This window comes from Magnetospira thiophila (assembly GCF_054657015.1).
This window is the reverse complement of the sequence record NZ_BAAHXF010000001.1, coordinates 1613377-1637867: the sequence shown is the minus strand read 5'-3', so window position 1 is coordinate 1637867 and position 24491 is coordinate 1613377. Positions and strand designations below refer to the sequence as shown.

Here is a 24491-nt window from a genome sequence, read left to right as displayed (position 1 = left end):
TGGGTCACAGATGGGCGGTTTCTTCGGTCCGCGCAAGCGGCGTTAATTGAAAATACCTTCCAGCCAGCCTTTTTCCTTGCGTTCGATGACCGGAGTATCCCCCGCCGTCACCGGATCGCCGAGGGCCTGATTGGCCTTGATGCGGTCGGATTCCTCGGTCGGATTGACCACTTCGCCGAAGGGTTCCTTTTTCTGCCAGAACAGCAGGGAATCGGTGAAGCTCTCTTCCTCGCGCACCAGGGTCGAGGTCTCGCGGTTGATCTCCTCGCGGATGGCCGGGTCGATGTTCTCGGCCCCGGCCTGTCGCAGCAGCGCCTGGGTCCCGGGCGTGAGACCGGTCAGCGGCGCGTTGCTTAAGGTCCGTCCGGCCAGCATGGCGCGCTTCGCCTCCAATGCGGGATCGGCGGTCTCGGGCCGTTCGGTGCCCGGAGCCGGGGGGCGCAGGCCGAAATCCGGCGGCATGCTCAGGGGAGCGCGGGAATAGACGGTGAATTCGTCCGGCGCCTGCTTGGTGCCGATCCCCAGCACCTCCTTGGTATCGCTACAGCCGCTCAGGCCCCCGGCCAGGGCACTGGCGAGAAGAACCATCGGAATCGTCCGTCTCATGGCAGGTCACTCCGTTTCATCTTCTCTCTTTGTACGGCTTTCCGCGCCGCCAAACAAGCTGTCCGCGACAAGCAGCAGCGCACCGACGGTTATGGCCGAGTCCGCCACATTGAAGGCCGGCCAATGCAGCCCCCCCACATGCACATCCAGAAAATCCGCCACCGCGCCGAAACGCAGTCGGTCGATCAGGTTGCCAACAGCCCCGCCGATGATCAACGCCAACAGCACCACCAGGGCGCGGCGCTCGGCCCGCAGCATCCAGATCACCAGCACAATGGCAATGCTCACCGCCACCCCGCTGAGAATCCAGATTGAGGCCGCAGACCCCGAATCGAACATGCCGAAACTGACGCCGCGATTCCACACCATCACCAGATTGAAGAACGAGGTCACCTCGATCATCCGGGGCGGCACCATGACCCGTTCGATGATCCACCATTTGCTGAACTGATCAAGGACCAGCACCAGCAGGGCCAGGGGCAGACCAGTGGTCAGGCGGGCGCGCAGGCTGTCCATGTTCAGACCGCCTCGGCGCAGCGACCGCAGAGTCCCTCATGGCCGTGGTCCCCTACGTCAGGCAGCACCCGCCAACAGCGTTGACACTTTTCGCCCTCGGCCAAGTTCACCTGCACCCCGACCCCGGCAACCATCGGATCGGTGAAGGCCCCGGCGGGCACATCCTCCGCCACCAGGGTAATATCCGAGGTGATGCTGATTTCCGCCAGATCCACCCCGTCCAGGGCGGCAAACTGATTGCCGGTGACGCTGACCCGGGGATGGGCCTGCAAGCTGGCCCCGATGGTCTTATCAGCCCGCTTCTTTTCCAATGCCCCGGTGACCACACGGCGCACCTCGCGCACGGTGGCCCATTTCTCGGCCAGGGCATCATTGCGCCAATCCTCGGGAATGGTCGGGAACTGCCGCAGATGCACCGACCCGTCTGCAGACGGATGGCGGGCCAGCCAAGCCTCTTCCGCCGTGAAGCAGATATAAGGGGCCAGCCAGGCGGTCAGGGTATCGAACAGGATGTCGCACACCGTGCGCGCGGCACGCCGTCGGATCGACGTGTCGGTATCGCAGTACAGGCTGTCCTTGCGGATATCCAGATAGAAGGCCGACAGTTCGACGGCACAGAAGTTATGCAGCTTGTCGAACAGCGGATGGAACAGGAAGTCGTTGCAGCCCTGGCGCACTTCGCGATCCAACTGCCACAACCGGTGCAGCACCCAGCGCTCCAGCTCCGGCATCTGGTCCACCGGCAGCCGCTCCGCCTCGACCCAGCCCTTCAGGTTGCCGAGCAGGAACCGGAAGGTATTGCGCAGGCGGCGATAGACATCCGAATGCTGCTTGAGGATTTCCGGGCCGATACGCAGGTCTTCCGAATAGTCGGAACCAAGCACCCAGAGGCGCAGAATATCCGCCCCCTGGTTATTGGTCACATCCTGCGGGCTGACGATATTGCCCAGGGACTTGGACATTTTCTGCCCGTCTTCGGCCATGACGAAGCCATGGGTCAGCACCGCCTCATAGGGGGCGCGGCCCCGGGTGCCACAGGATTCCAGCAACGACGAATGGAACCAGCCGCGATGCTGGTCGGAGCCTTCCAGATACAACGAAGCGGGCCACTTCAGATTCTCGTTGGGCTCCAGCACGAAACTATGGGTACAGCCGGAATCGAACCAGACATCGAGAATGTCGGTGACCTGATCATAATCCTCAGCCTGGTAATCGTTGCCGAGGAAGTCCTGCGCCGGACGACTGAACCAGGCATCGGCCCCCCCCTCGCGGAACGCCGCGACGATGCGGTCGATCACCGCCTGATCACGCAACGGTTGGCCGGTCTTCTTGTCCACAAAGACAGCGATGGGCACCCCCCAGGCACGCTGCCGGGAGACGCACCAATCGGGACGGCTCTCGATCATCGAGCGCAGCCGGGTCTGTCCGCCACCGGGCACGAAGCGGGTCTCGTCGATGGCCTTCAGCGCCTTTTTCCGCAGGTCGTTGGTCTCCATGGAGATGAACCATTGCGGCGTGTTGCGGAAAATCAGCGGTGCCTTGGAGCGCCAGGAATGGGGATAGCTATGGACCAGCTTGCCCTTGGCCAGCAGGTTGCCGCGCGCTGTCAATTCACGCATCACCGCCCAGTTGCCGGGAAAGTCGAACTTGCGCGGCCCCTTGACCTCCAGAACACGGATCCCGGCGAACAGCGGCACATGCTCGAAAAAGGCCCCGTCCGGCCCCACCGTGTCGGGGACGGCGACGCCATTGGCGATGCCCAGTTCCCAGTCATCCTGACCATGACCCGGCGCGATATGGACGAAGCCAGTACCCGTATCCACCTCGACAAACCCGGCCGACAGCAGCGGCACATCGAAGTCATAGCCCGCCCCGTGCAGCGGATGATGACAGACGGTCCCGGCCAGATCGGCCCCCTTGAGGCGATGGCGGATTTCATGACCCTCGATCCCGGCGGCGGCACAGACCTCGCCGACCAGCGCTTCAGCGACGATGATCCGGTCGCCTAGCACCACGACGGCCTTGTCATTGGTCGCGCCGACTTCCAGCACCACATAATCAATGTCCGCGCCATAGGCCACCGCCCGGTTGCCGGGGATGGTCCAGGGGGTGGTGGTCCAGATGACCACCGCTGCACCGTCGATTTCCGGCACCGAGGGCGTGGCGACGGGAAAGCGCACGAAAATGGTGCTCGAGGTATGGTCGTAGTATTCCACCTCGGCCTCGGCCAGGGCGGTCTTTTCGACGCAGGACCACATGACCGGCTTGGCCCCTTTATAAAGACCGCCGTTCATCACGAACTTGCCCAGTTCGCCGACGATACGTGCCTCGGCCTCGAAGGACATGGTGGTATAGGGATGCTCGAAATCCCCCTCGACGCCGAGCCGCCGGAATTCCTCGGCCTGGATGCCAATCCACGACCCGGCAAAGTCGCGGCATTCCTGCCGGAACTCCGGCACCGGGATATTGTCCTTGTCCTTCCCGGCGTCGCGGTATTTTTCTTCGATCTTCCATTCGATGGGCAGGCCGTGACAGTCCCAGCCGGGGATATAGCAGGCATCCTTGCCCATCATCTGCTGAGAGCGGTTGATCACGTCCTTGAGGATCTTGTTCAGGGCGTGACCAATATGCAGATGGCCGTTGGCGTAGGGCGGGCCGTCGTGCAGCACGAATTTCTCACGCCCCTTGGCCTCGGCCCGCAACTTCTGGAACAACCCGATTTCCTGCCAGCGCGCCAGAATCTCCGGCTCCTTCTTGGCCAGACCGGCGCGCATGGGGAAATCGGTATTGGGGAGGAACAGGGTGTCCTTGTAATCGACGCTCATGGGTTCGCTCTTCACATTGGAGGGATCGCCGACAGGATTTCCCGGGCCCGGGTGACATCCTTGGCGATCTGGGTTTGCAATTCGGTCAGCCCGGCGAACTTGCGTTCCGGGCGCAGATGCTCGATGAGGGCCACCCGCAAATGTTTGCCATACAGGTCCTCATCGAAATCGAACAGGTGGACTTCCAGGGTCACGCCGCTGGTTTCATAGGTCGGGCGGAGGCCCATATTGGCCACCCCGTCAATCCAATGGGTCTGGCCGCCCCGGTCGATCCCGGCGCGCACCGCATAAACCCCGAAGGTGGGATGGATATATTCATCCAAATGCAGGTTGGCGGTGGGAAAGCCGATGGTGCGGCCGCGTCTGTCGCCATGCTCCACCCGGCCCTCGATCTCGAACGGTCGCCCGAGAACCGCCGCCGCGCTGACCGGGTCGCCGCTTTGCAGGAAGTCGCGCACCCGGGTCGAGGAATAGGGCTCGCCGTCGTTGTCAGTCACCGCCGGAACGCAGGTGAAGCCGTAACCATGGGCCTGCCCCATGCCAAGCAGCATACTGCAATTGCCCCGTCGGCCATTGCCGAACAGGAAGTCATAGCCCGCCACCACATGGCGCGCCCGCAGCCCGCCGACCAGCACGTCATCAATGAATTTTTCCGCTGGCTGTCTGGCGAATTCCCGGTCGAACTGCAACACGACCATGAAATCCACTCCCATTTCCTCGATATGGCGCGCCTTGATGCGGAACGGCGACAGCCGGAACGGCGGTTGGTCGGGCTGAAACAACAGTCGCGGATGGGGCTCGAAGGTCAGCACCCCCCAGGGCAGCTTCGGCGTGCTGGCGCGCGCGATCAGGCCCGCCTCGCCGATTACCTCCCGGTGCCCCACATGGACGCCATCGAAGTTCCCGACCGCCACGGCGCCTCCCCGGAATTCGGCAGGCAGGTCCTTATAATGTCGATAGATGCGCATGGGGCGGGAAGGTGCCCGGCGACCGGCGTCGGGTCAAGGGGAAAAGCAGAATGTCAAGCCATCGAGGCGCCGGGCTTCCACAGCACGTCGTTCTTGCCATTATCGTTGAGATGGCGGGACAGCACGAACAACAAGTCGGACAGCCGGTTGACATACTTCAGGGCTTCCGGATTGATGGTCTCGGTCACGGCCAGCGCGGTCAAGCGCCGTTCGGCCTTGCGGACCACTGTGCGGGCATAGTGCAGACGGGCCGCCGAAGCCGCGCCGCCGGGCAGCACGAAACTGTTGAGCGGCTCCAGCAGGCTGTTGAACACGTCGATATCCCGTTCCAGAGCCTCCACCTGATCCGCCGTGATGCGCAGGTGCTTGTCCTCGCCCGACTTGGGCACCGGGGTGCACAGGTCGGCCCCCAGATCGAACAGCTCGTTCTGGATGCGGGCCAGCAGGTGATCCACATCGCCGCCGGTATAGAGGCGGGCCAGGCCAATGATGGCATTGGCCTCGTCAATGGTGCCATAGGTCTCCACCCGCAGATCGTGCTTATCGACCCGTTCCCCGTTGCCCAGGGCCGTGGTTCCCGCATCGCCGGTGCGCGTGTATATTTTCGACAGCCAGACCATGTCGTTATCTTATCCTATTCAGCGACCCGATAACAGCCCTCTTGCGATGACCTGGGCCTGAATTTCCGCCGCGCCCTCGAAGACATTGAGGATGCGGGCGTCGCAGAGCACCCGCGAGATGGGATATTCCAGCGCATAGCCGTTGCCGCCGTGGATTTGCAGGGCGTTGTCGGCATTGGACCAGGCCACCCGCGCCGCCAGCAGCTTGGCCATCCCGGCTTCGATGTCGCAGCGCACGTCGGAATCCTTTTCGCGGGCCGAGAAATAGCTCAACTGGCGGGCGATCATGGTTTCCACCGCCATCCAGGCCAACTTGCCATGCACCCGGGGGAAGGCATAGAGCGGCTTGCCGAACTGGATGCGTTCCTGGGCATAGCGCAGGCCCAATTCCATGGCGCATTGGGCGACACCGACAGCCCGGGCCGCCGTCTGGATGCGGGCCGATTCGAAGGTTTCCATGAGCTGCTTGAAGCCCTGGCCCTCCTGACCGCCGAGCAGCCCGTCGGCGGGGACACGGAAGCCGTCGAAGGCCAGTTCATATTCCTTCATGCCGCGATAGCCGAGCACCTCGATTTCGGTGCCCTCCATGTTCGCGGCGGGAAACGGGTCGCCCTCGGTGCCGCGTGGCTTTTCGGCCAGCAGCATGGACAACCCCCGATATCCCTTCTCGTCCGGGTTGGTGCGCACCAACAAGGTCATCATGTCGCTGCGCGCCGCATGGGTGATCCAGGTCTTGTTGCCGGTGACCACATAGTCGTCGCCGTCTTTCACCGCGCGGGTGCGCAGGGAGGCCAAATCGGAGCCGGTGTTGGGTTCGGTGAATACGGCGGTCGGCAGCAAGTCGCCCGAAGCCAGCAGCGGCAGGTATTTCTGTTTCTGCGCTTCGGTGCCGCCGAGGCGGATCAGTTCGGCGGCGATTTCCGAGCGGGTGCCCAGGGAGCCGACGCCGATGTAACCGCGCGACAGTTCCTCGGTGACCACACACATGGCCAGCTTGCCCATTTCCAGGCCGCCGAATTCTTCCGGAATGGTCAGCCCGAAGACACCGAGTTCGGCCATCTGTTCGACGATGCTCAGGGGGATGAGTTCATCCTTCAGGTGCCAATCGTGGGCATGGGGCACCACCTGTTCCTCGGCGAAGCGGTGGAACTGGTCACGCACCATGTTGAGGGTCTCGTCGCCCAACCCCGGATTGCCGAAATGGCCGTCCTGGATCAAGTCGGCGATGCGCTGGCGGACCGCCGCCGTGAAGCCGTGGTCGCGCAGCAGGTGGGTATGGGGACATTGCAGCCGGAAGCGTTCGCTGGCTTCGATGCCGAAATCCGCCGGACGCACCACCTCGCCCTGACTCATCGGGATGCCGCCGTAAAGCTGATGCAGATATTCCGCAAAGGCGGCTTGCAGCATCAGTTTTTCCAGATCACCGAACGCTCCCTCGTCGTCCAGCCGTTGGGCCCAATGGAGCATCTGTTCCAGTGCCGTCACGGTGGTCGCCAGCCAGGCATAGCCATGGCAGGCATATTGCTCCCGCTCGATCAACGCCGGGTCCAGCTTTCCAGTGTCGCCGGTGACCAGGGTGGTCACATGGGCACTCACGGATTGCTCCACGTCGCGCGCCGTGCGCAACGCCTTTTCGCAGGTCGGCAACAGATGCCGCAGGATATGGTTTTCGGTCGGCATGATCCGCTCTCCTCTTAATTTTGCCCCTGCGCCTATTCGTCGGCGATGACGTCTTCCAGGGTGCGGCGACCGGGTTTCTTGGCCTGGATCAGCACCGCCATGTTGCCGGGCTTGTGCAGGTTCTTGCGCATTTTCACATGGGCGTCGGGGATGTCCTCCCAGGCATAGACTTCGGACATGCAGGGATCAATACGCCGTTCCACCACCAGCTTGTTGGCCTGGCTGGCCTGGAGAAGGTTGGCGAAGTGGCTGCCCTGAATGCGTTTCTGGCGCATCCAGACGAAGCGCGCATCGAAGGTGATGTTGTAGCCGGTGGTCCCGGCGCAGAACACCACCATGCCGCCGCGCTTGACGATGAAGGCCGAGACCGGGAAGGTCGCCTCGCCCGGATGCTCGAACACCATGTCCACATCGACGAATTTTCCGGTGTATTGCCAGATCGCCTTGCCGAACTCGCGGACCTTTTTCATGTAGGGGCCGAACTCTTCGCCACCCACATCGGGCAGCCGTCCCCAGCAATCGAAATTCTTGCGGTTGATGACACCCTTGGCCCCCAGACCCATGACGAATTCCCGCTTGTCCTCTTCGGAGATGACGCCGATGGCGTTGGCGCCGGCGGTGGAAATGAGCTGAATGGCCATTGAGCCCAGACCGCCCGAGGCGCCCCACACCAGCACGTTCTGGCCGGGTTTCAGGGTATGTGGCCGATGACCGAACAGCATCCGATAGGCGGTGGCCAGGGTCAGCGTATAACAGGCGCTTTCTTCCCAGGTCAGATGCTTCGGACGCTGCATGCATTGCTGTGCCTGGACCCGGGTGAACTGGGCAAAGGAACCGTCCGGGGTCTCATAGCCCCAGATGCGCTGGCTCGGCGAATACATGGGATCGCCGCCGTTGCATTCCTCGTCGTCTCCGTCCGACTGATTGCAATGCACCACCACTTCGTCACCGACCTTCCAGCGGGTGACCTTGGAGCCGACGGCCCAGACGATTCCGGCGGCGTCGGACCCGGCGATATGGTAGTCGGACTTGTGCACGTCGAACACCGAAACGGGCACGCCCAAGGCGGCCCAGACACCGTTGTAGTTGACGCCCGCCGCCATCACCAGGATCAGCACGTCGTGGCTGTCGATCTCCGGCACGTCGACCACCTCGATCTGCATCGCCGTGTCGGGCTCGCCATGGCGGTCGCGGCGGATCACCCAGCCGTACATCTGTTTCGGGATATGCCCCAGGGGTGGAATCTCACCAATCTCGTACAGGTCTTTCTTGGGCTGATTGGCCGTCGCGTTCTGAATGTCCACTGCCTCACTCATGGGGCTGCTCCCTTGTCACGGTCATAGATCAAGCCCGCCCGCACGGCAGGACTTGTTTGCGCTGCACAAAAGTTTTACCCGTTTCGCACTTTCTTCGCAATGCACAAGATGATAGATTAATGATAATTTTTGCCTATTTATGTAATTTTATTATGTTTTATGAATTTCTAATGGAAAAAACAGGTAATCGGAGCCGTGGGTTATGGGAAATAATTTCGCAGATGCAACAGAAGTTAGGGACCCCGGACGGCGGGAAAAGGATCGCCCCTGGCTGATCCGCACCTATTCCGGCCATTCCTCCGCAGCCGCGTCCAATGCCCTGTATCGCAAGAATCTGCAACGTGGACAGACCGGGCTTTCGGTGGCCTTCGACCTGCCGACCCAGACCGGCTACGATTCCGATCATCCCCTGGCGCGCGGCGAAGTGGGCAAGGTGGGGGTGCCCATTTGCCATCTGGGCGACATGGAAACCCTGTTCGACGGCATTCCGCTGGCCAAGATGAACACCTCCATGACCATCAATGCCCCGGCCCCCTGGCTGTTGGCCCTGTACATCGCCGCCGCCGAGCGTCAGGGAGCCGACCGGGCCGACCTGTCCGGCACGGTGCAGAACGATCTGGTCAAGGAATTCCTATCCCGGGGCACCTATATATTCCCCCCCGCGCCCTCCCTGAAGCTGATGACCGACGTCATCGCCTTCACCTATCGCGAGGTACCCAAGTGGAACCCGACCAACGTCTGTTCCTATCACCTGCAGGAGGCCGGGGCGACGCCGGTGCAGGAGATGGCCTATGCCCTGGCCACGGCGGTGGCGATTCTCGATGCGCTGCGCCAGTCCGGTCAGGTCCCCGAAGCGGACTTTCCGCAAGCCCTCGGCCGCATCAGCTTTTTCGTCAATGCCGGAATCCGCTTCGTCACCGAATTGTGCAAGATGCGGGCGTTCAGCGAGCTGTGGGCGGAAATCGCCAGCGAACGCTACGGGATCAAGGACGAAAAACTGCGCCGCTTCCGTTACGGCGTGCAGGTCAATTCCCTCGGCCTGACCGAACAGCAGCCGGAGAACAACGTCTACCGAATTTTGTTGGAAATGCTGTCGGTGGTGCTGTCGAAAAACGCCCGTGCCCGCGCCGTGCAGCTCCCGGCCTGGAACGAGGCGCTGGGCCTGCCGCGCCCGTGGGATCAGCAATGGAGCCTGCGCCTGCAACAGATTTTCGCCCATGAAACGGACCTGCTGGAATATGGCGATATTTTCGATGGATCGCGAGAAATCGCCGCCCAGGTGGAGAAACTGAAAATTGCCGGGCGGGCCGAAATGGCGACCATCGCCGAGATGGGCGGCGTCATTGCCGCCGTGGAGAGCGGCTATCTCAAGCGGGCCCTGGTGCAATCCAACGCCAAACGATTGGCCGATATCGAATCCGGGGTGCAGAAAGTGGTCGGCGTGAACTGCTTTATCGAAGGCGAGGCCAGTCCGTTGGTCGGCTCCGATGGGGGGTACATGAGCGCCGATCCGGGGGCCGAGCGGGCGCAGATCGAACGGTTGCAGGCTTGGCGGGCGGCCCGCGACGATGGGGCGGTCGCCGCCGCCTTGGCCGAACTCAAGGCCGCTGCCCAGGACGGCCGCAATGTGGTCGAGCCCTCCATTACCTGTGCCCATGCCGGGGTGACCACCGGCGAATGGAGTGATGCCCTGCGTCAGGTGTTCGGCGAATATCGTGCGCCTACCGGTTTGGCCCGGGCGGCGGCCCCCAGGGCACAGGCGGATGATGCCCTGACGGCTGCCCGGACCAAGGTGGCCGAGGCCAGCCAGCGGCTCGGACGACCGCTGAAGATCCTGGTCGGCAAACCCGGTCTGGACGGCCATTCAAACGGCGCCGAACAGATCGCCGTGCGGGCCCGGGATGCGGGCATGGAAGTGGTTTACGAGGGCATCCGCCTGACCCCGGCCCGGATCGCCGAAACCGCCCTGGAGGAACAGGTGCATCTGGTTGGCCTGTCGGTGCTCTCGGGCTCCCACCTGCCGCTGGTCACCGAGACCCTCGAACAGCTCCGGGCGCTGGACATGGGCCATGTGCCGGTAGTGGTCGGCGGCATTATCCCGCCCGCCGACGCCGACGCCCTGCGCGCCGCCGGAGTGTCCCGGGTCTATACCCCGAAGGATTTCGACCTGTCGGCGATCATGGGCGACCTGGCGGAGATCGCGGCACCTCAATAAGGAAGTCACAGCCTGAAGCAGGCCCGGGGGTCAACTGTGTTTGGCGATGGCGGCTTTCAGACCCTTGAGCAACTGCCGCCCCACGTCGCCGCCGTCACCGGCAATCTTTTCGCGGATCACGGCGCGCATGGTGTCGATATGGGCCTTGACGATCTCCAAAGCCTTGTCGTCATCCGGACAGCCCGCGTAGGTCGTGTTGTACAGGCCCTTGGCGACGATGGTCACCAGGGGATAGCCGAAGGTGCCGCCCTGGCCGCGCAGTTCCAGGGCCAACAGGTTGATCTTTTCGAAATGCTCGGCCCGCCCGCTGGGCTGGCTCAGGGCCTCGGTGCAGAGATCGGACAACTGGGTCAGATATTCCAAAGCCCAGGTTGAGAAATCCAGTTGCGCCCGTTCCAGCTTTTCCTCCGCCTTTGCCAGCAGCTCGGCCGGGAATTCGCCGGGGCCGGAATCCCCCATGCCGCCCACCTTGTCCTTGAGCCCGTTGGGCAGTCGGAACTGCCAGACCCCGGAATCGCCCTTTTTGGGTTGCTTCATGTCCTTGGGTCCATAGACCATGGTGATGTCTTCGTCCTTGGTGCCGCGCCGTTCATCGCCGGAGGGCGGCGTCCCGAAACGCTGCCGCCGACGATCGGGGCCGAAATAGGCCTGAGTCATGACGAAGGGACGCGGTCGGTCGATGACTTCGAGGATTTTCTTGTACACCGATTCAACCGAAAACGGCTTGGCGAGAAATTCGGTCACGCCCAGGTCGCGGCAAGATTGCACGTATTGCCGGTCGGCCGCCCCGGACACCATGATCGTCGGCATGAAGCGGTTGGGGGACTCCTTGGCCGAACGCAGCCAGCGCAGCAGCAGCATGCCGTTGATCGGTGCCATCACCAGATCGGTGATCACCATATCCACGTTGAAGACGCCGTAACTCTGGCGTCCGACCCGCAAGGTCTTGAAATACTCGATGGCTTCCTGGCCATTCTGCGCCGAGACGACCCGCCCGACCCCCAATTGGCGCAGCAGATCCTCCATGGTGAAGCGCATGTACTGATTGTCCTCGACCAGAAAGACGGTGAGCATTTCCAGATCGTACAGGGCCACGTGCGACACTCCCAGGAAATCAAAAGCACTTTGTTTTTTTACAGTTACTTCTTTTTAGCGCAAATATCACCTGTTTGACAACTGGTCCCTGGTCGCGCGTCGCTCTTGCGTCGCCCTGATGGGACGGTTATGGTCCGCCTCCGATCCGCAGCATGAGGGAGTGAGAGAAGGATGACCGAAACCGGAGGCATTGCCGCCGACCGCCTGCGCAGCTTCATCGAGCGGATCGAGCGCCTGGAAGACGAGAAAACCGCCATCGCGGGCGATATCAAGGAAATCTATTCGGAAGCCAAGGGCAGCGGCTTCGACGTCAAGATCATCCGTCAGATCATCCGCTTGCGCAAAATGGATCAGGCCGACCGTCGCGAGGCCGAGGAACTGCTCGACCTGTACAAAGCCGCGCTGGACATGGAATAGCCCATATCCCGTCACACGCAATCGAACCGTTCGGCAAAGGTGCCCAGCATCTGATTGGCGAAACGGGCGGCGGCCACCGACAGGGCGCGCCCGCGCAACTGCCCGATATACAAGGCCCCGTGTGGCACATCCCGCTCATCCAGGGGCAGGCTGACCAGGGTCTGGGATTCGCTGGCCGCAGGCAGCCCGATGGCGATCTGAAAAGTGATGATGTCCTCGGCCTGGGCGTGATAGCGCAGGAATTCGAAGCTGTCCGACTCGACAACCGGGTGCAAACTGAGCGACGTCCGGCGCACCGCCGCTTCCAACAGGTGCCGCACCCCATAGGGCGTGGTCGGCAGGGCAATGGGATAGCGCAGGCAATCGCGCAATCGCAGGGTCCCCTGACCGGCCAACGGGTGAGTCGAGGTCATCACCGCATAGACCGGCTGGCGGACGGTCTGCAGGACCTGAACGTCCATCAACCGGACCGGCTCGAACACCAACGCCAGATCGGCGCTGAAATCCACCAGGGCCTGTTCGGCGGCGGCGCGGTCGCGCAGATAGACGCTGAAGGTGACCGCCGGATGGGCGCTGCGATAGGACGAAATCTGGGCCGGCAGGAAATAGGGCAACAGGGCCTGACTACAGGCGATGGAGACATGGCCGCGTCGCTCCCCCGACAGGTCGGCGATCTGGCTCTTGACCTGTTCCATGTCGCTCAACTGGGCGCGAAAATGGTGCAGCAGGATCTCGCCCGCCGCCGAGAGCCGCACCCCGCGCGGCAAGCGTTCGAAGATCGGCACCCCCAGATCCTCCTCCATGGCGAGGATGCGCCGGTTCAGCGCAGTGGAGGTAATCGCCAGGGTTTCCGCCGCTTTGCGGATGGACCCGGCGCGCGCGACAGCATCAATGAAACGCAGCGGCAGCAAATGACGCATCGGCCCTGACCCCCTTCATGATGCAATTATTGCAGCGGTACGGTGAAATAATAGCAGTATCTTGCAACAGTCACAACGGCTCTACTTTCCCCAATCCCTTCTCGGGGAGCCGCGCACCAAAGCAACAAGGGTCGGTGAATGCTGCGAGATCTTCCTTTCGATATATCCCGGATTCATGCCGCCTATGCCGGGGGCATGACGGCGGGCCAAGTCATCGACGAATGCTTTCGACGGCTGGCAGCGGCGGGGGATCCCGGCATTTTTCTCGATGTGATTGATCCGCTGACAGTACGCGCCGACATTGAGGCCCTTGGCCCCTTCGATCCGCGACAAAAACCCCTGTGGGGCATTCCCTTCGCCATCAAGGACAATATTGATGCCGCCCACCGCCCGACCACGGCGGCCTGTCCGGCCTATGCCTACACGGCCGCCGAAGACGCCTTCGTGGTGGCGGCCCTGCGCCGCGCCGGGGCGCTGCTGATCGGCAAGACCAATCTGGACCAGTTCGCCACCGGACTGGTCGGCCTGCGCACCCCCCATCCGGCACCAAAGAATGCCCTTGATCCCGACATCGTTCCGGGGGGGTCCAGTTCCGGTTCGGCGGTGGCGGTGGCCCGGGGCATTGTCAGTTTCGCCCTCGGTACCGACACGGCGGGGTCCGGTCGGGTGCCCGCAGCGCTGAATGGCATTGTCGGTCTGAAGCCAAGTCTCGGCCTGCTGTCCAACAACGGGGTGGTGCCGGCCTGCCGGACCCTCGATACCATTTCGGTGTTCGCCCTGACGGTGGCCGATGCCTATGAGGTGTTTCGACTGGCGGCGGCCTTCGATCCCCAGGATGCCTATGCCCGCCCGCTACCGACGCCGCCCCGCTTCGCCGCCCTGCCGCCCGCTTTCAAGGTCGGGGTGCCTGATGCGGCCTCGCGGATGTTTTTCGGCGACGACCTACAGGCCACCTCTTTCGCGGACGCGCTCGACGCCCTTGCCGATTTGGGCGGCGAGATTGTCGAGATGGACTTCTCGCCCTTCTATCAGGTGGCCAACATGCTCTACGAAGGAGCCTGGGTCGGCGAGCGTCATACGGTGGTCGAGGACCTGCTGCGCCGCGCTCCCGACAGCCTGCATCCGATCACCCGGCAGATTATCGAAGGTGCCGAAAAATATTCCGCCGCCGATGCCTTTCGCGGCTTCTACCGATTGCAGGAATTGAAGCGCCAGACGGCACCGCTGATCGACGCGGTGGATATGTTGTGTGTACCCACCATGCCCACCTTCTACGCTGTGGCGGACCTGGAAGCGGACCCCATCGGCCCCAATGCCCGGCTGGGGACCTACACCAATTTTGTCAATCTGCTGGATCTTTGCGGCATTGCCGTGCCCATGGCGGCGCGCCGGGATGGTCGGCCGGGCAGTGTGACCTTGCTGGCCGCCGCCGGGCGCGATGCCCAGACCGCCTCTCTGGCCAGCGCCCTGCACCAAAAGTCTGGCGTTTCGCTCGGGGCGACGGGTTGGACGCTGCCGGAAGTCCAGTCTCAGCCCGCCGAAGCGGCGCCCGATGAAATCGCCCTGGCCGCCGTTGGCGCCCATATGTCCGGCCTGCCCCTGAACAAGGAATTGACCCGCCTGGGGGGGCGTTTCCTGTTCGCCGGAAAGACCGCCCCGGAATACAGACTTTACAGCCTGCCCGGCGGCCCGCCCCATCGTCCGGGACTGATCCGCGACCGTTCCGGCAGTGCCATTGCCCTGGAAGTCTGGGCTGTGCCGCTTCAGCGCTTCGGGGACTTCATCCGTGGCATTCCCCAGCCCCTCGGCATCGGCACCGTCACTTTGGAGGACGGGTCGACGGTCAAGGGCTTCATTTGCGAACCCATCGGTATTGATGGGGCCACGGACGTCACCGCTTTCGGCGGCTGGCGGGCCTATCTCCAATCCCTCTCTTAACGACTCACGACGATATTCAGCCAAGGAGTTCGACCATGAAAAGACGTGATTTTCTGAAGACTGCGGGGGCCGTTGGTGGTGCCGCGATGCTGCCCTTTCTGCGCCATCTGCCCGCCTCCGCAGCCGGAGGAAGCGATACCCTGGTGGTGGTGACCGGCAGCGGCATCAACAGTCTCGACCTGCATCGCAGCGGCACCAACCGACCCAGCTATCAGATCACCGTCAATGTGTATGATCGGCTGGTGCGCTTCGGTGTGAAGACCCTGGCCGATGGCTCCATGAGCTATGATTCGACCAAGATCGAGCCCGAGGTCGCCGAATCCTGGACCCTCTCCGAGGACGGCAAGTCCTTGACCTTCAAGATCAATCCCAAAGCCAAATTCTGGGATGGCACGCCGATCACGGCGCAGGACGTCAAATGGTCGTTCGACCGCGCGGTGAGCCTGGGCGGCTTTCCGTCGGTGCAGATGAAGGCCGGGTCCATGTCCGATCCGTCGCAGTTCGTGGTGGTCGATGATATGACCATTCGGGTCGATCTGCCCCATCCGAGCAAGCTGACCCTGCCCGATCTGGCGGTGCCCATTCCGTTCATCATCAATTCGAAAGTCGCCCTGGCCCATGCCACCAAAGAAGACCCCTGGGCCACCGAATATCTGCACACCACGCCCGCCGGTTCCGGCCCCTACAAGATCGAGCGTTGGGACGCGGGTCAGCAGTTCGTCTATGTCCGCAATGATGATTGGACCGGCGGACCGTTGCCGCAGATCAAGCGGGTGATCGTCCGCGAGGTGCCCTCGGCCTCCACCCGTCGGGCGCTGACCGAGCGCGGCGACGCTGATTTTTACGTCGATGTCTCACCGAAGGATGCCAAGGAATTCCAGGCCTCCGGAAAGCTCAAGGTGTCCGGCGCGCCGCTGGAGAACTGCCTGCATACGCTCAGCCTCAACGTCAAGATCAAGCCGTTCGACGACATTCGGGTGCGCAAGGCCATCGCCTATGCCATGCCCTATCAGGACATTCTGGACGGCGCGGCCTATGGGCGCGGCATTCCGATGTTCGGCGGCACCGAAACCGAGCCCTCGACCATCACCTGGCCGCAGCCGTTCCCCTATGACACCAACCTGGACAAGGCCCGTGCCCTGCTGGCCGAAGCCGGTCTCAAGGACGGTTTCGAAGCCACCCTGACCCTGAACCTCGGGCTGGCCGACTGGCAGGAACCGGCGGCCTTGCTGATCCAGGAAAGCCTGGGCAAGATTGGCATCAAGGTCACCCTGGAAAAGATCCCCGGGGCAAGCTGGCGGACGGCGGCGCTGGTCGAGAAGAAACTCTCCATGCATCTGGAAAACTTCGGCGGCTGGCTGAACTATCCGGACTATTATTTCTTCTGGAATTATCAGGAAGGCCATTTGTTCAACTCCATGAACTACCGCAACGAGGAGATCGAACAACTGGTCGATGGCACCTTGCACCTGGAAGTGGACGATCCGATGTATGCGCCCAACGTCAAGCGCATGTTGGCGATCGCCATGGATGAAGTGCCGCGCATTCCGCTCTATCAGCCCTATCTGGACTCGGCGATGCAACAAAATGTGTCCGGCTACGTCACCTGGTTCCATCGTCAGCTCGATGTGACCACCATCAAGAAGACCTGACGGGAGCCCCCATGGGTCCGAAACTCATCCGCATCGGACGGCGCCTGCTTCAGGCGGTGCCGTCCGTGTTCGGGATCATCGTGATCTCCTTTGTCTTGACCCGGTCCCTTCCCGGCGATCCGGCGGTGTATTTCGCCGGCATGATGGCCGACGAGGAGTCCATCGCCCAGGTCCGCCACGCCCTCGGCCTCGACCGTAGCTGGATCGAGCAGTTCGGCATTTATGTGGTGAATCTGGCGCAGGGTAACATGGGCATGTCCCTGAGCACCGGGCGTCCGGTGCTTGAGGAATTGATGACCCGGCTTCCGGCCTCCCTGGAACTGACTCTTATCGGGTTGACGTTCGCCCTGGCAGTGGCGGTGCCGCTGGGCATTCTGGCCGCCACCCGGCCCGGCAGTTGGATCGACCATCTGTGCCGCGTGCTGGTCACCGCCGGGGTGTCGCTGCCGACCTTCTTTACCGGCTTGTTCCTGATCTATGTGTTTTATTACCTGCTCGGCTGGTCTCCCTCGCCTATCGGGCGTCTCGATTTCATCTTTATCCCGCCGCCCCATGTGACCGGGTTTTTCACCCTCGACAGCCTGTTGGCCGGGGATCTGGAAACCTTCCGCGCCAGTCTGCTGCAACTGATTCTGCCGACCACCACCCTGGCCCTGTTCGCCCTGGCCCCCATTGCCCGCATGACCCGCGCCTCGATGCTCAACGCCCTGGGCAGTGACTATGTGCGCACCGCCCATGCCAATGGGTTGTCACGGCATACGGTGCTGATCACCTATGCCCTGCGCAATGCGGTGCTGCCAGTGCTGACCACTCTGGGCATGGTGTTTTCCTTTCTGCTCGGCTCCAACGTGCTGGTGGAAAAAGTCTTCTCCTGGCCGGGCATCGGCTCGTTCGCCATCGAGGCGCTGGTTGCCTCGGACTACGCGGCGGTACAGGGCTTCGTGCTGGCCATGGCCTTGCTGTTCGTGGTGGTCAATCTGACCATCGACGTTTTGCATACCCTCATCGACCCGCGCGTCGGCATGGAGGACTGAAATGAGTGCCTTCCTCCGTCACGCCCGCTACACCATGAGCGAAAATTTGGTGACCGTGGTCGCCTTCGCCATGTTCGGGTTGATCGTCGCCCTGGCCCTGTTCGGTCCCTGGCTGGCCCCCTACGATCCGCTGGCCAGCAACATGAGCATCGCCTTGCAGCCGCCCAACTGGGCGCATCCCTTCGGCACCGATCATCTGGGCCGCGATGTGCTCAGTCGGGTCATCGTCTCGGCGCGGCTCGATCTGGGCATTGCCGTGACCGCCGTCGCCCTGTCTTTTGCCATTGGCAGCACTTTGGGCTGTGCCGCCGGTTTTTACGGCGGCTGGACCGACCGCATTGTCGGGCGGATTTCCGATACTATCATGGCCTTTCCCCTGTTCGTGCTGGCCATGGGCATCGTCTCGGCCCTGGGCAATTCCATCGAGAACATCGTTTACGCGACGATTATCATCAACCTGCCGTTCTATGCGCGGGTGTCGCGGGCCGAAACCTATATCCGGCGCAATGCCGGGTTTGTCGCCGCCGCCCGGTTGTCCGGCAATTCGGAGGCCCGCATTCTGGTGACCCAGGTGTTCCCCAATATCCTGCCGCCGATGATGGTGCAGATTTCCCTCAACATGGGCTGGGCGGTGCTCAATGCGGCGGGGCTGTCGTTCATCGGATTGGGGGTGCGCCCGCCCGACGCCGAGTGGGGCATCATGGTCGCCGAAGGGGCCACCTACATTGTTTCCGGTGAATGGTGGCTGGCCCTGTTCCCCGGCGCGGCGCTGATGCTCGCCGTATTCTGTTTCAACCTGATGGGCGACGGCCTGCGCGATCTGGTCGATCCGCTGCGCCGTACCTGAGGAACCGCCGATGACCGCCCAGCCCATCCTTTCCGTCGAGGCCCTGTCAGTGGAATTCCGCACCCGGGGCGGCGTGGTCCGCGCCCTGGAAGAGGTGTCGCTAACAGTGAAAAAAGGCGAGGTCCTGGGCATCGTCGGCGAAAGCGGTTCCGGCAAGTCGGTCACCGCCTATACGGTCATCGGCCTGCTCGATCGGGCCGGGCGTGCGGTCGGCGGCACCGCCTCGTTCGATGGCATCCCGCTGACCGGGGCCAGGGAATCCAGCCTGCGCAGTCTGCGCGGTCGGGAAATCTCGATGATCTTTCAAAATCCCCGCGCGGCGCTGAATCCGATCCGTCCGGTGGGCAAGCAGATCGAAGACGTGCTGCGTCGCCATGCCCAGGCGACCCGCCAGGACGCCAAGGCCAAAGCGATCGAGATGCTGGCCAAGGTCAAGATCGTTGATCCGGAACAGCGCTATTGGTCCTATCCGTTCGAGCTTTCGGGGGGCATGTGCCAGCGGGTGATGATCGCCATTGCCCTGGCCTGCGACCCGCGCCTGCTGATCGCCGACGAACCGACCACAGGGCTTGATGTGACCACCCAGAAGGCGACCATGGACCTGATCCATGATCTGACCCGCGAACGCCACATGTCGGTGGTGCTGATCACCCATGACCTGGGCATGGCCGCCGCCTATTGCGACCGCATCATGGTCATGCAGAAGGGGCAGGTGGTAGAATCGGCTCCGGTGCGGGAGCTGTTCACCCGTCCGACCCATCCCTATACGAAAAAGCTCATTGCCGCCTCGCCCGGACCGCACTCGGCGTTGAGCGACCTGACCGCAGTGCCCGACGAGATGGAGACCGCGCCGGAGGCCGTGGCCCGACCGTCCCAGGTGCCCGCCCCGTCGGTCAACGACACCTTGTTAGAGGTCTACAATCTGGTGAAGGAATTTCCGCGCCGCGACGTTTCGGGCAGCCTGTGGCCGTTCGCCAAACGCCGCGCCGAGGACAAAGTCTTTCGCGCCGTCGACGGCATCTCCTTTTCCCTGCTTCGGGGGGAAAGTCTGGGTCTGGTTGGCGAATCCGGTTGCGGCAAATCCACCACCTCGACCATCATCGCCCGGCTGATGGACCCGACCTCCGGCGATGTCTTTTTCGACGGCGAAAACCTCACCACCTATTCGGCCGCCCAATTCGCCCGCCTGCCCCAGCGCACCAAAGTGCAGATGGTGTTCCAGGACCCTACCGACAGTCTCAATCCGCGCTTCAGCGCCCGCGATTCCATTGCCGATCCCCTGCGCCGCCTGAAGGGCCTGCACGACGGCAAGGCGATTTCCGCCAAGGTCGACGAACTGGCCGATCTGGTCGGTCTGCCCCGCTCCCTGCTGGGGCGCTTTCCGCACCAGTTGTCGGGCGGCCAGAAAGCCCGGGTCGGCATTGCCCGGGCCATCGCCGTCGATCCCTTGATGCTGATTCTCGACGAACCGACCTCGGCCCTTGACGTGTCGGTGCAGGCGGTGGTGCTGCAATTGCTGGACCGGCTGAAACGCGATCTGGGCATGAGCTACATTTTCGTCTCCCATGACCTCAACGTGGTGCGGCTGTTGTGCGAGCGGGTCATTGTCATGAACCGGGGCCGCATCGTGGAAAGCGGAACCGCCGATGACGTGCTCCGAAACCCGGTCGATCCCTACACAAGAACCCTGATCGACGCCATTCCGCATTTCGAACCGGACCGGATGACCGAGGCCCCTGCCTGACAACCCATTTGCCATGCGCCGACGGCCCGTGTAAAAGGCGGCAGCGCTTCGTTTTCCCGGTCAAAGTCGGTTTTCATGTCTCAGTCTCAGCCCGCTGTCTCTTCCCATGAACTGCCCCGTCTGGCGGTGGTGGTGCCGGTGCATAACGAGGCGGAGAACGTCGCCCCGCTGATCGCCGAAATTTGTGCCGCCCTGGCCGCGCTTCCGAGTTTCGAAATCCTCTATGTGGATGACGGCTCCAAGGACGATACCCTGGCCCGGCTGCACGAGCTGCAAAAGACGGTGCCGCAACTGCGGGTGTTGCGCCATGTGACCTGCTGCGGCCAAAGCGCCGCCGTTGCCAGCGGCATCAAGGCGGCGCGCGCTCCGTTCATCGCCACCCTGGACGGCGATGGACAGAACGACCCGGCGGATATCCCGGCTCTGCTGGCGACCCTGGAAGCCGCCGCCGACCCGGACCTGCTGCTGGTCGCCGGATGGCGGGCCAAGCGGCGGGACAGCGCCGTCAAACGCTTTTCCAGCCGCTTCGCCAATGGCCTGCGGGCGCGGCTGCTGAAAGACGATACCCCGGATACCGGCTGCGGCCTGAAGGTCTTCACCCGCGCCGCCTTTCTCGATATGCCGAGGTTCGATCACATGCACCGCTTTCTGCCCGCCTTGATGATCCGGCGCGGTGGCGAAGTGGTTTCGGTGCGGGTCAATCACCGACCGCGCGAACGGGGCGTTTCCAAATACGGCACCCTCGACCGGGCGCTGGTCGGCATTTCCGATCTGCTGGGCGTGATCTGGCTGCAAAAGCGCGGTTCGGTGCCGCAGGTCGAGGAACGGGACTCCTGAGCACCGCCATGTCGCCAAGAATGTTCCTTAAGGGTCTGCTGGTCCTGCTCAGCATGGTGGCCATCGGTTTCGCCCTGAAAACCCTGGGCGGGGGATTTGATTCCGACTGGATAGATCATGAGATCCGGGGCCAGGGCCTGGCCGGAGAGGCGCTGTTCGTCGCCGTCTGCGCCCTCGCCGCCGCCGTCGGTCTGCCGCGCCAGATGGTCGCCTTTCTCGGCGGCTATGCCTTCGGGCTGGTCGGTGGCACGCTGCTCGCCCTGCTGGCGGTGGTGCTCGGTTGCGCCTTTGCCTTTGCCTATGCGCGGCTGGTCGGACGTTCCTTCATCGCCCGCCGCTTCGGCCTGCGCATCGCCCGGGTGGATTCCTTTCTGGCTGACAATCCCTTCTCCATGACCCTGCTGATCCGCCTGTTGCCCGCCGGAAGCAATCTGGTGACCAATCTGGTGGCCGGGGTGACCTCGGTCGGGGCATTGCCGTTCATCGCCGGTTCAGCCCTGGGCTATATCCCGCAGACCCTGGTTTTCGCACTGGCCGGAAGCGGGGTCGATGTAGACCCGGAACTGCGCATTTCCTTGAGCATCGCCCTGTTCGTGGTTTCCGGTTTGCTGGGGTTGTATCTGTATCGACGCTTCCGCCAGGGGCGCTCCATCGACGAGACCCCGGATCATGCCCTGGACGGCGACGACTGAGGGTTGCTATAACCGCCTCTTCCGATGAACGAGGCCCAGGCAAAGGCACTTTTCACATGGTTCAGAATTGGCAACCGGACAGTTGGCGCAGCAAGCCGGTGATACAGGCCCCCACCTACCCGGACGCGGAACGCCTGCAAGACGTGGAGGCCCGTCTGCGCCGCTTTCCGCCGCTGGTGTTCGCCGGTGAGGCGCGGCAGTTGAAGACCGCCCTGGCCGCCGCCGTCAACGGCGAGGCCTTTCTGCTGCAAGGGGGCGATTGCGCCGAGAGCTTTGCCGAATTCCATCCGGACAACATCCGCGATACCTTCCGGGTGATGCTGCAAATGGCCGTGGTTCTGACCTTCGGGGCCGCCTGTCCGGTGGTCAAGGTGGGCCGCATGGCCGGACAGTTCGCCAAACCGCGCTCGGCCGATGACGAAGTGCGCGAAGGCATCACCCTGCCCAGCTATCGCGGCGACATGGTCAACGACATGGCCTTCACCAGCGCCGCCCGGATACCCGACCCGGAACGCATGATCCAGGCCTACAATCAGGCCGCCGCCACCCAGAATTTGCTGCGCGCCTTTGCCCAGGGCGGCTATGCGGATCTGCATAAGGTGCATCAATGGACCCTGGATTTCGTCGGCGATTCGCCGCAGGGTGACCGCTACAAGGATCTGGCCTGTCGCCTCAACGAGAGCCTGGATTTCATGGCCGCCTGTGGCCTGACCGCCCAGACCACGCCGCAAATCCGCGAGACCGAATTCTTCACCTCCCACGAGGCGTTGCTGCTGCCCTATGAACAGGCCATGACCCGCATCGATTCGACCACCGGCCAGTGGTACGACACCTCGGCCCATATGCTGTGGATCGGCGACCGGACCCGGCAGTTGGACGGAGCCCATGTGGAATTCCTGCGCGGGGTCGGCAATCCGCTCGGCGTCAAGGCCGGGCCGACCACCAGCCCCGACGACCTGTTGCGGCTGATCGACGCCCTCAACCCCAAGAACGAGGCCGGACGGCTGACCGTCATCGTGCGACTGGGGGCCGATCATGTGGAAAATCTGTTGCCGCCGCTGCTGCGGGCGGTAAAGCGGGAAGGCCGCCGCGTGGTCTGGTCCTGCGACCCCATGCACGCCAACACCATCACCTCGGACAGCGGCTACAAGACCCGCCCGGTGCAGGCCATCCTGCGCGAGGTCAAAGGATTCTTCATCGCCCATCAGGCCGAAGGCACCCATGCCGGCGGCGTGCACTTTGAAATGACCGGACAAAATGTGACCGAATGCGTCGGCGGCGCGCATCCGGTGACCGACGCCAATCTGAGCGCCCGCTATCACACCCATTGCGACCCCCGTCTGAACGCCGAACAGGCATTGGAACTGGCGTTTCTGATCGCCGAGGTTCTGAAGGAGCAGCGGTTGGAGCGGCAGAAGCAGGAAGCCGCCGCCGCCGCAGCTTCTACTTGAGCGCGCCGAGAATGGTCTTGGCCTGAGTCACCGCGCCCTCTCCGAAGGCGGCGCTCAGTTCGGCCTTGTCCTTGGGATCATGCAGGGACTCTTCGAGCAGCGAAAACAGGGTCCGGGCGAGCAGACGGAAGCCCGCCGGAGTCAATTTCCAGTCCTCCTCATCGGGCATGTCGCCGCGCGCGATGTCGAACGGCCGCAAATGGTTGTTGACGATGTTCAAGAACCATTCCTGCCGCCGTTTCAGGGCGGCGAAAAAGGGCAGAATATGCATCAGCACATCGCGCACCATGCGCCGGGCCTCGGGGTTCTCGTACACATCCTCCCAGTCGAAGCGGGTGCCCTGTTTGGCCTGGATTTGCTCGACCACATGGCGCGCCTGATCCTGATAGCCGACCGAGGCATCGAGTCCGACCATCTGTTCCATGCAGCGCAGGAAGCCAGGCACGATACGCCGTGACAGGCATTTTTCGGGCAGCGAGGTGGCCTCGCGCGGCGGAAACAGACTGGAGATCTGGCGCACCATCAGCCGGTCAAAGTGATCATTGCGCGCCTTGTTGATCTGTTGCCGTTCCAGGAGTTGGCCGAAATCAGCGAACGCGTTTTGGAACACATGCTCTAGCGCTTCCGCTTTTTTGTTGAATTCCTGGCTCAGACTCTTGATGTGTTCGGCCTTGAGGGCGCCGCCGTGGCGGTTGGCTTCGGCCACCAGACGATTCATGAACGAATCGGTCACCGCTTCCACCAGCACCTTGCTTTGCTGCTGCGCCGCCTCCGTTGCCGCATCGGCGACCGGGTTTGGTGCCTTGGCCGGTTGCGCGGGCGGCTGGGCACGGGCGGCTTTCTCGATCATCGTGGGCGGTTTGGATCGCGGCGGCGCGGCGGCCGGGGCGGTCGTCCGGGGCGGGGGCTTGGTCGGGCCTTTTTCCCCCTCCACGTTCACGCCGCCCTGCTTTGCGCCGGTGAAATGCACCTTCTGGCCCGCCTGGGCCGGAATAAGCATCTGCGCCCGCGTCGGGGTCTTCGGGGTGCCGGAAGGTGTCTTTTTATCGCTCATGAAGGGAAGATAGCCGGAGCCGCGATCATTTTCCACAAACAACGCAAGACTTGCTCTCGGTTTC

20 protein-coding genes are annotated in these 24491 nt (G+C 63.0%); 10 read left to right on the top strand and 10 right to left on the bottom strand.

Translation table 11 applies throughout. From position 1 onward, the window contains the following. Positions 1 to 42: 42 nt before the first annotated feature. Genes ACYQ1P_RS07910 through ccrA form a run of 7 tightly spaced genes read right to left on the bottom strand, consistent with a single transcriptional unit; the run spans position 43 to position 8531 of the window. A complete protein-coding gene (locus ACYQ1P_RS07910) occupies positions 43 to 606 on the bottom strand; it encodes a DUF3035 domain-containing protein (RefSeq protein ID WP_460019801.1) in 564 nt (187 codons plus the stop codon). 6 nt (positions 607 to 612) lie between these two features. Then, on the bottom strand, positions 613 to 1122 hold the full coding sequence (lspA, locus tag ACYQ1P_RS07905; protein ID WP_460019800.1) for a signal peptidase II: 510 nt from the start codon (positions 1120 to 1122) through the stop codon (positions 613 to 615). A 2-nt stretch (positions 1123 to 1124) separates the two neighbouring features. Beyond that, complete coding sequence (gene ileS, locus ACYQ1P_RS07900) at positions 1125 to 3947, bottom strand: isoleucine--tRNA ligase (protein ID WP_460019799.1); 2823 nt, start codon at positions 3945 to 3947, stop codon at positions 1125 to 1127. 11 nt (positions 3948 to 3958) lie between these two features. Further along, on the bottom strand, positions 3959 to 4915 hold the full coding sequence (locus ACYQ1P_RS07895) for a bifunctional riboflavin kinase/FAD synthetase (RefSeq protein WP_460019798.1): 957 nt from the start codon (positions 4913 to 4915) through the stop codon (positions 3959 to 3961). Between the two features lie 53 nt (positions 4916 to 4968). Beyond that, a complete protein-coding gene (locus ACYQ1P_RS07890; RefSeq protein WP_460019797.1) occupies positions 4969 to 5535 on the bottom strand; it encodes a cob(I)yrinic acid a,c-diamide adenosyltransferase in 567 nt (188 codons plus the stop codon). An 18-nt stretch (positions 5536 to 5553) separates the two neighbouring features. Then, complete coding sequence (locus tag ACYQ1P_RS07885) at positions 5554 to 7215, bottom strand: acyl-CoA dehydrogenase family protein (RefSeq protein WP_460019796.1); 1662 nt, start codon at positions 7213 to 7215, stop codon at positions 5554 to 5556. A 32-nt stretch (positions 7216 to 7247) separates the two neighbouring features. Then, positions 7248 to 8531, bottom strand: a complete 1284-nt coding sequence (gene ccrA, locus ACYQ1P_RS07880; RefSeq protein WP_460019795.1) for a crotonyl-CoA carboxylase/reductase — start codon at positions 8529 to 8531, stop codon at positions 7248 to 7250. A 202-nt stretch (positions 8532 to 8733) separates the two neighbouring features. On the opposite strand from ccrA, the gene ACYQ1P_RS07875 reads away from it, so the two are divergent. Continuing rightward, positions 8734 to 10746, top strand: a complete 2013-nt coding sequence (locus ACYQ1P_RS07875) for a methylmalonyl-CoA mutase family protein (protein WP_460019794.1) — start codon at positions 8734 to 8736, stop codon at positions 10744 to 10746. 30 nt (positions 10747 to 10776) lie between these two features. Here ACYQ1P_RS07875 and ACYQ1P_RS07870 read toward each other — a convergent pair whose 3' ends face one another. Further along, entirely contained in the window at positions 10777 to 11841 is a 1065-nt protein-coding gene (locus ACYQ1P_RS07870) for a response regulator (RefSeq protein ID WP_460019793.1), read from the bottom strand. A 171-nt stretch (positions 11842 to 12012) separates the two neighbouring features. Here ACYQ1P_RS07870 and ACYQ1P_RS07865 point away from each other — a divergent pair, with 171 nt between their 5' ends. Continuing rightward, positions 12013 to 12258, top strand: a complete 246-nt coding sequence (locus tag ACYQ1P_RS07865) for a DUF2312 domain-containing protein (RefSeq protein WP_460019792.1) — start codon at positions 12013 to 12015, stop codon at positions 12256 to 12258. An 11-nt stretch (positions 12259 to 12269) separates the two neighbouring features. Here the strand turns inward: ACYQ1P_RS07865 and ACYQ1P_RS07860 are convergent, their stop codons facing one another. Further along, positions 12270 to 13178, bottom strand: coding sequence for a LysR family transcriptional regulator (locus ACYQ1P_RS07860; RefSeq protein WP_460019791.1), 909 nt, complete (start codon positions 13176 to 13178; stop codon positions 12270 to 12272). A 138-nt stretch (positions 13179 to 13316) separates the two neighbouring features. On the opposite strand from ACYQ1P_RS07860, the gene atzF reads away from it, so the two are divergent. From atzF to ACYQ1P_RS07820, 8 genes are all read left to right on the top strand, one after another. Beyond that, a complete protein-coding gene (gene atzF, locus ACYQ1P_RS07855) occupies positions 13317 to 15116 on the top strand; it encodes an allophanate hydrolase (RefSeq protein WP_460019790.1) in 1800 nt (599 codons plus the stop codon). 35 nt (positions 15117 to 15151) lie between these two features. Then, positions 15152 to 16768 (top strand): ABC transporter substrate-binding protein, encoded by a 1617-nt coding sequence (locus tag ACYQ1P_RS07850; protein WP_460019789.1) that lies wholly within the window; start codon positions 15152 to 15154, stop codon positions 16766 to 16768. Between the two features lie 11 nt (positions 16769 to 16779). Continuing rightward, positions 16780 to 17802: an ABC transporter permease gene (locus ACYQ1P_RS07845; protein WP_460019788.1), complete on the top strand. Its 1023-nt coding sequence runs from the start codon at positions 16780 to 16782 to the stop codon at positions 17800 to 17802. Between the two features lies 1 nt (position 17803). Further along, positions 17804 to 18649 carry an ABC transporter permease gene (locus tag ACYQ1P_RS07840; protein WP_460019787.1) on the top strand — a complete coding sequence of 282 codons (846 nt, stop codon included), beginning with the start codon at positions 17804 to 17806 and terminating at the stop codon, positions 18647 to 18649. Positions 18650 to 18659: 10 nt separating this feature from the next. Beyond that, complete coding sequence (locus tag ACYQ1P_RS07835; RefSeq protein ID WP_460019786.1) at positions 18660 to 20393, top strand: dipeptide ABC transporter ATP-binding protein; 1734 nt, start codon at positions 18660 to 18662, stop codon at positions 20391 to 20393. Between the two features lie 75 nt (positions 20394 to 20468). After that, entirely contained in the window at positions 20469 to 21230 is a 762-nt protein-coding gene (locus tag ACYQ1P_RS07830) for a glycosyltransferase family 2 protein (protein WP_460019785.1), read from the top strand. 20 nt (positions 21231 to 21250) lie between these two features. Beyond that, the gene (locus ACYQ1P_RS07825; RefSeq protein WP_460019784.1) at positions 21251 to 21922 is read left to right on the top strand and encodes a TVP38/TMEM64 family protein; all 672 of its coding nucleotides are present in this window, start codon (positions 21251 to 21253) and stop codon (positions 21920 to 21922) included. Between the two features lie 56 nt (positions 21923 to 21978). Further along, positions 21979 to 23373: a class II 3-deoxy-7-phosphoheptulonate synthase gene (locus tag ACYQ1P_RS07820; protein WP_460019783.1), complete on the top strand. Its 1395-nt coding sequence runs from the start codon at positions 21979 to 21981 to the stop codon at positions 23371 to 23373. Here the strand turns inward: ACYQ1P_RS07820 and ACYQ1P_RS07815 are convergent. Then, positions 23366 to 24427: a hypothetical protein gene (locus ACYQ1P_RS07815; RefSeq protein WP_460019782.1), complete on the bottom strand. Its 1062-nt coding sequence runs from the start codon at positions 24425 to 24427 to the stop codon at positions 23366 to 23368. The genes ACYQ1P_RS07820 and ACYQ1P_RS07815 overlap by 8 nt on opposite strands. Positions 24428 to 24491 lie beyond the last annotated feature (64 nt).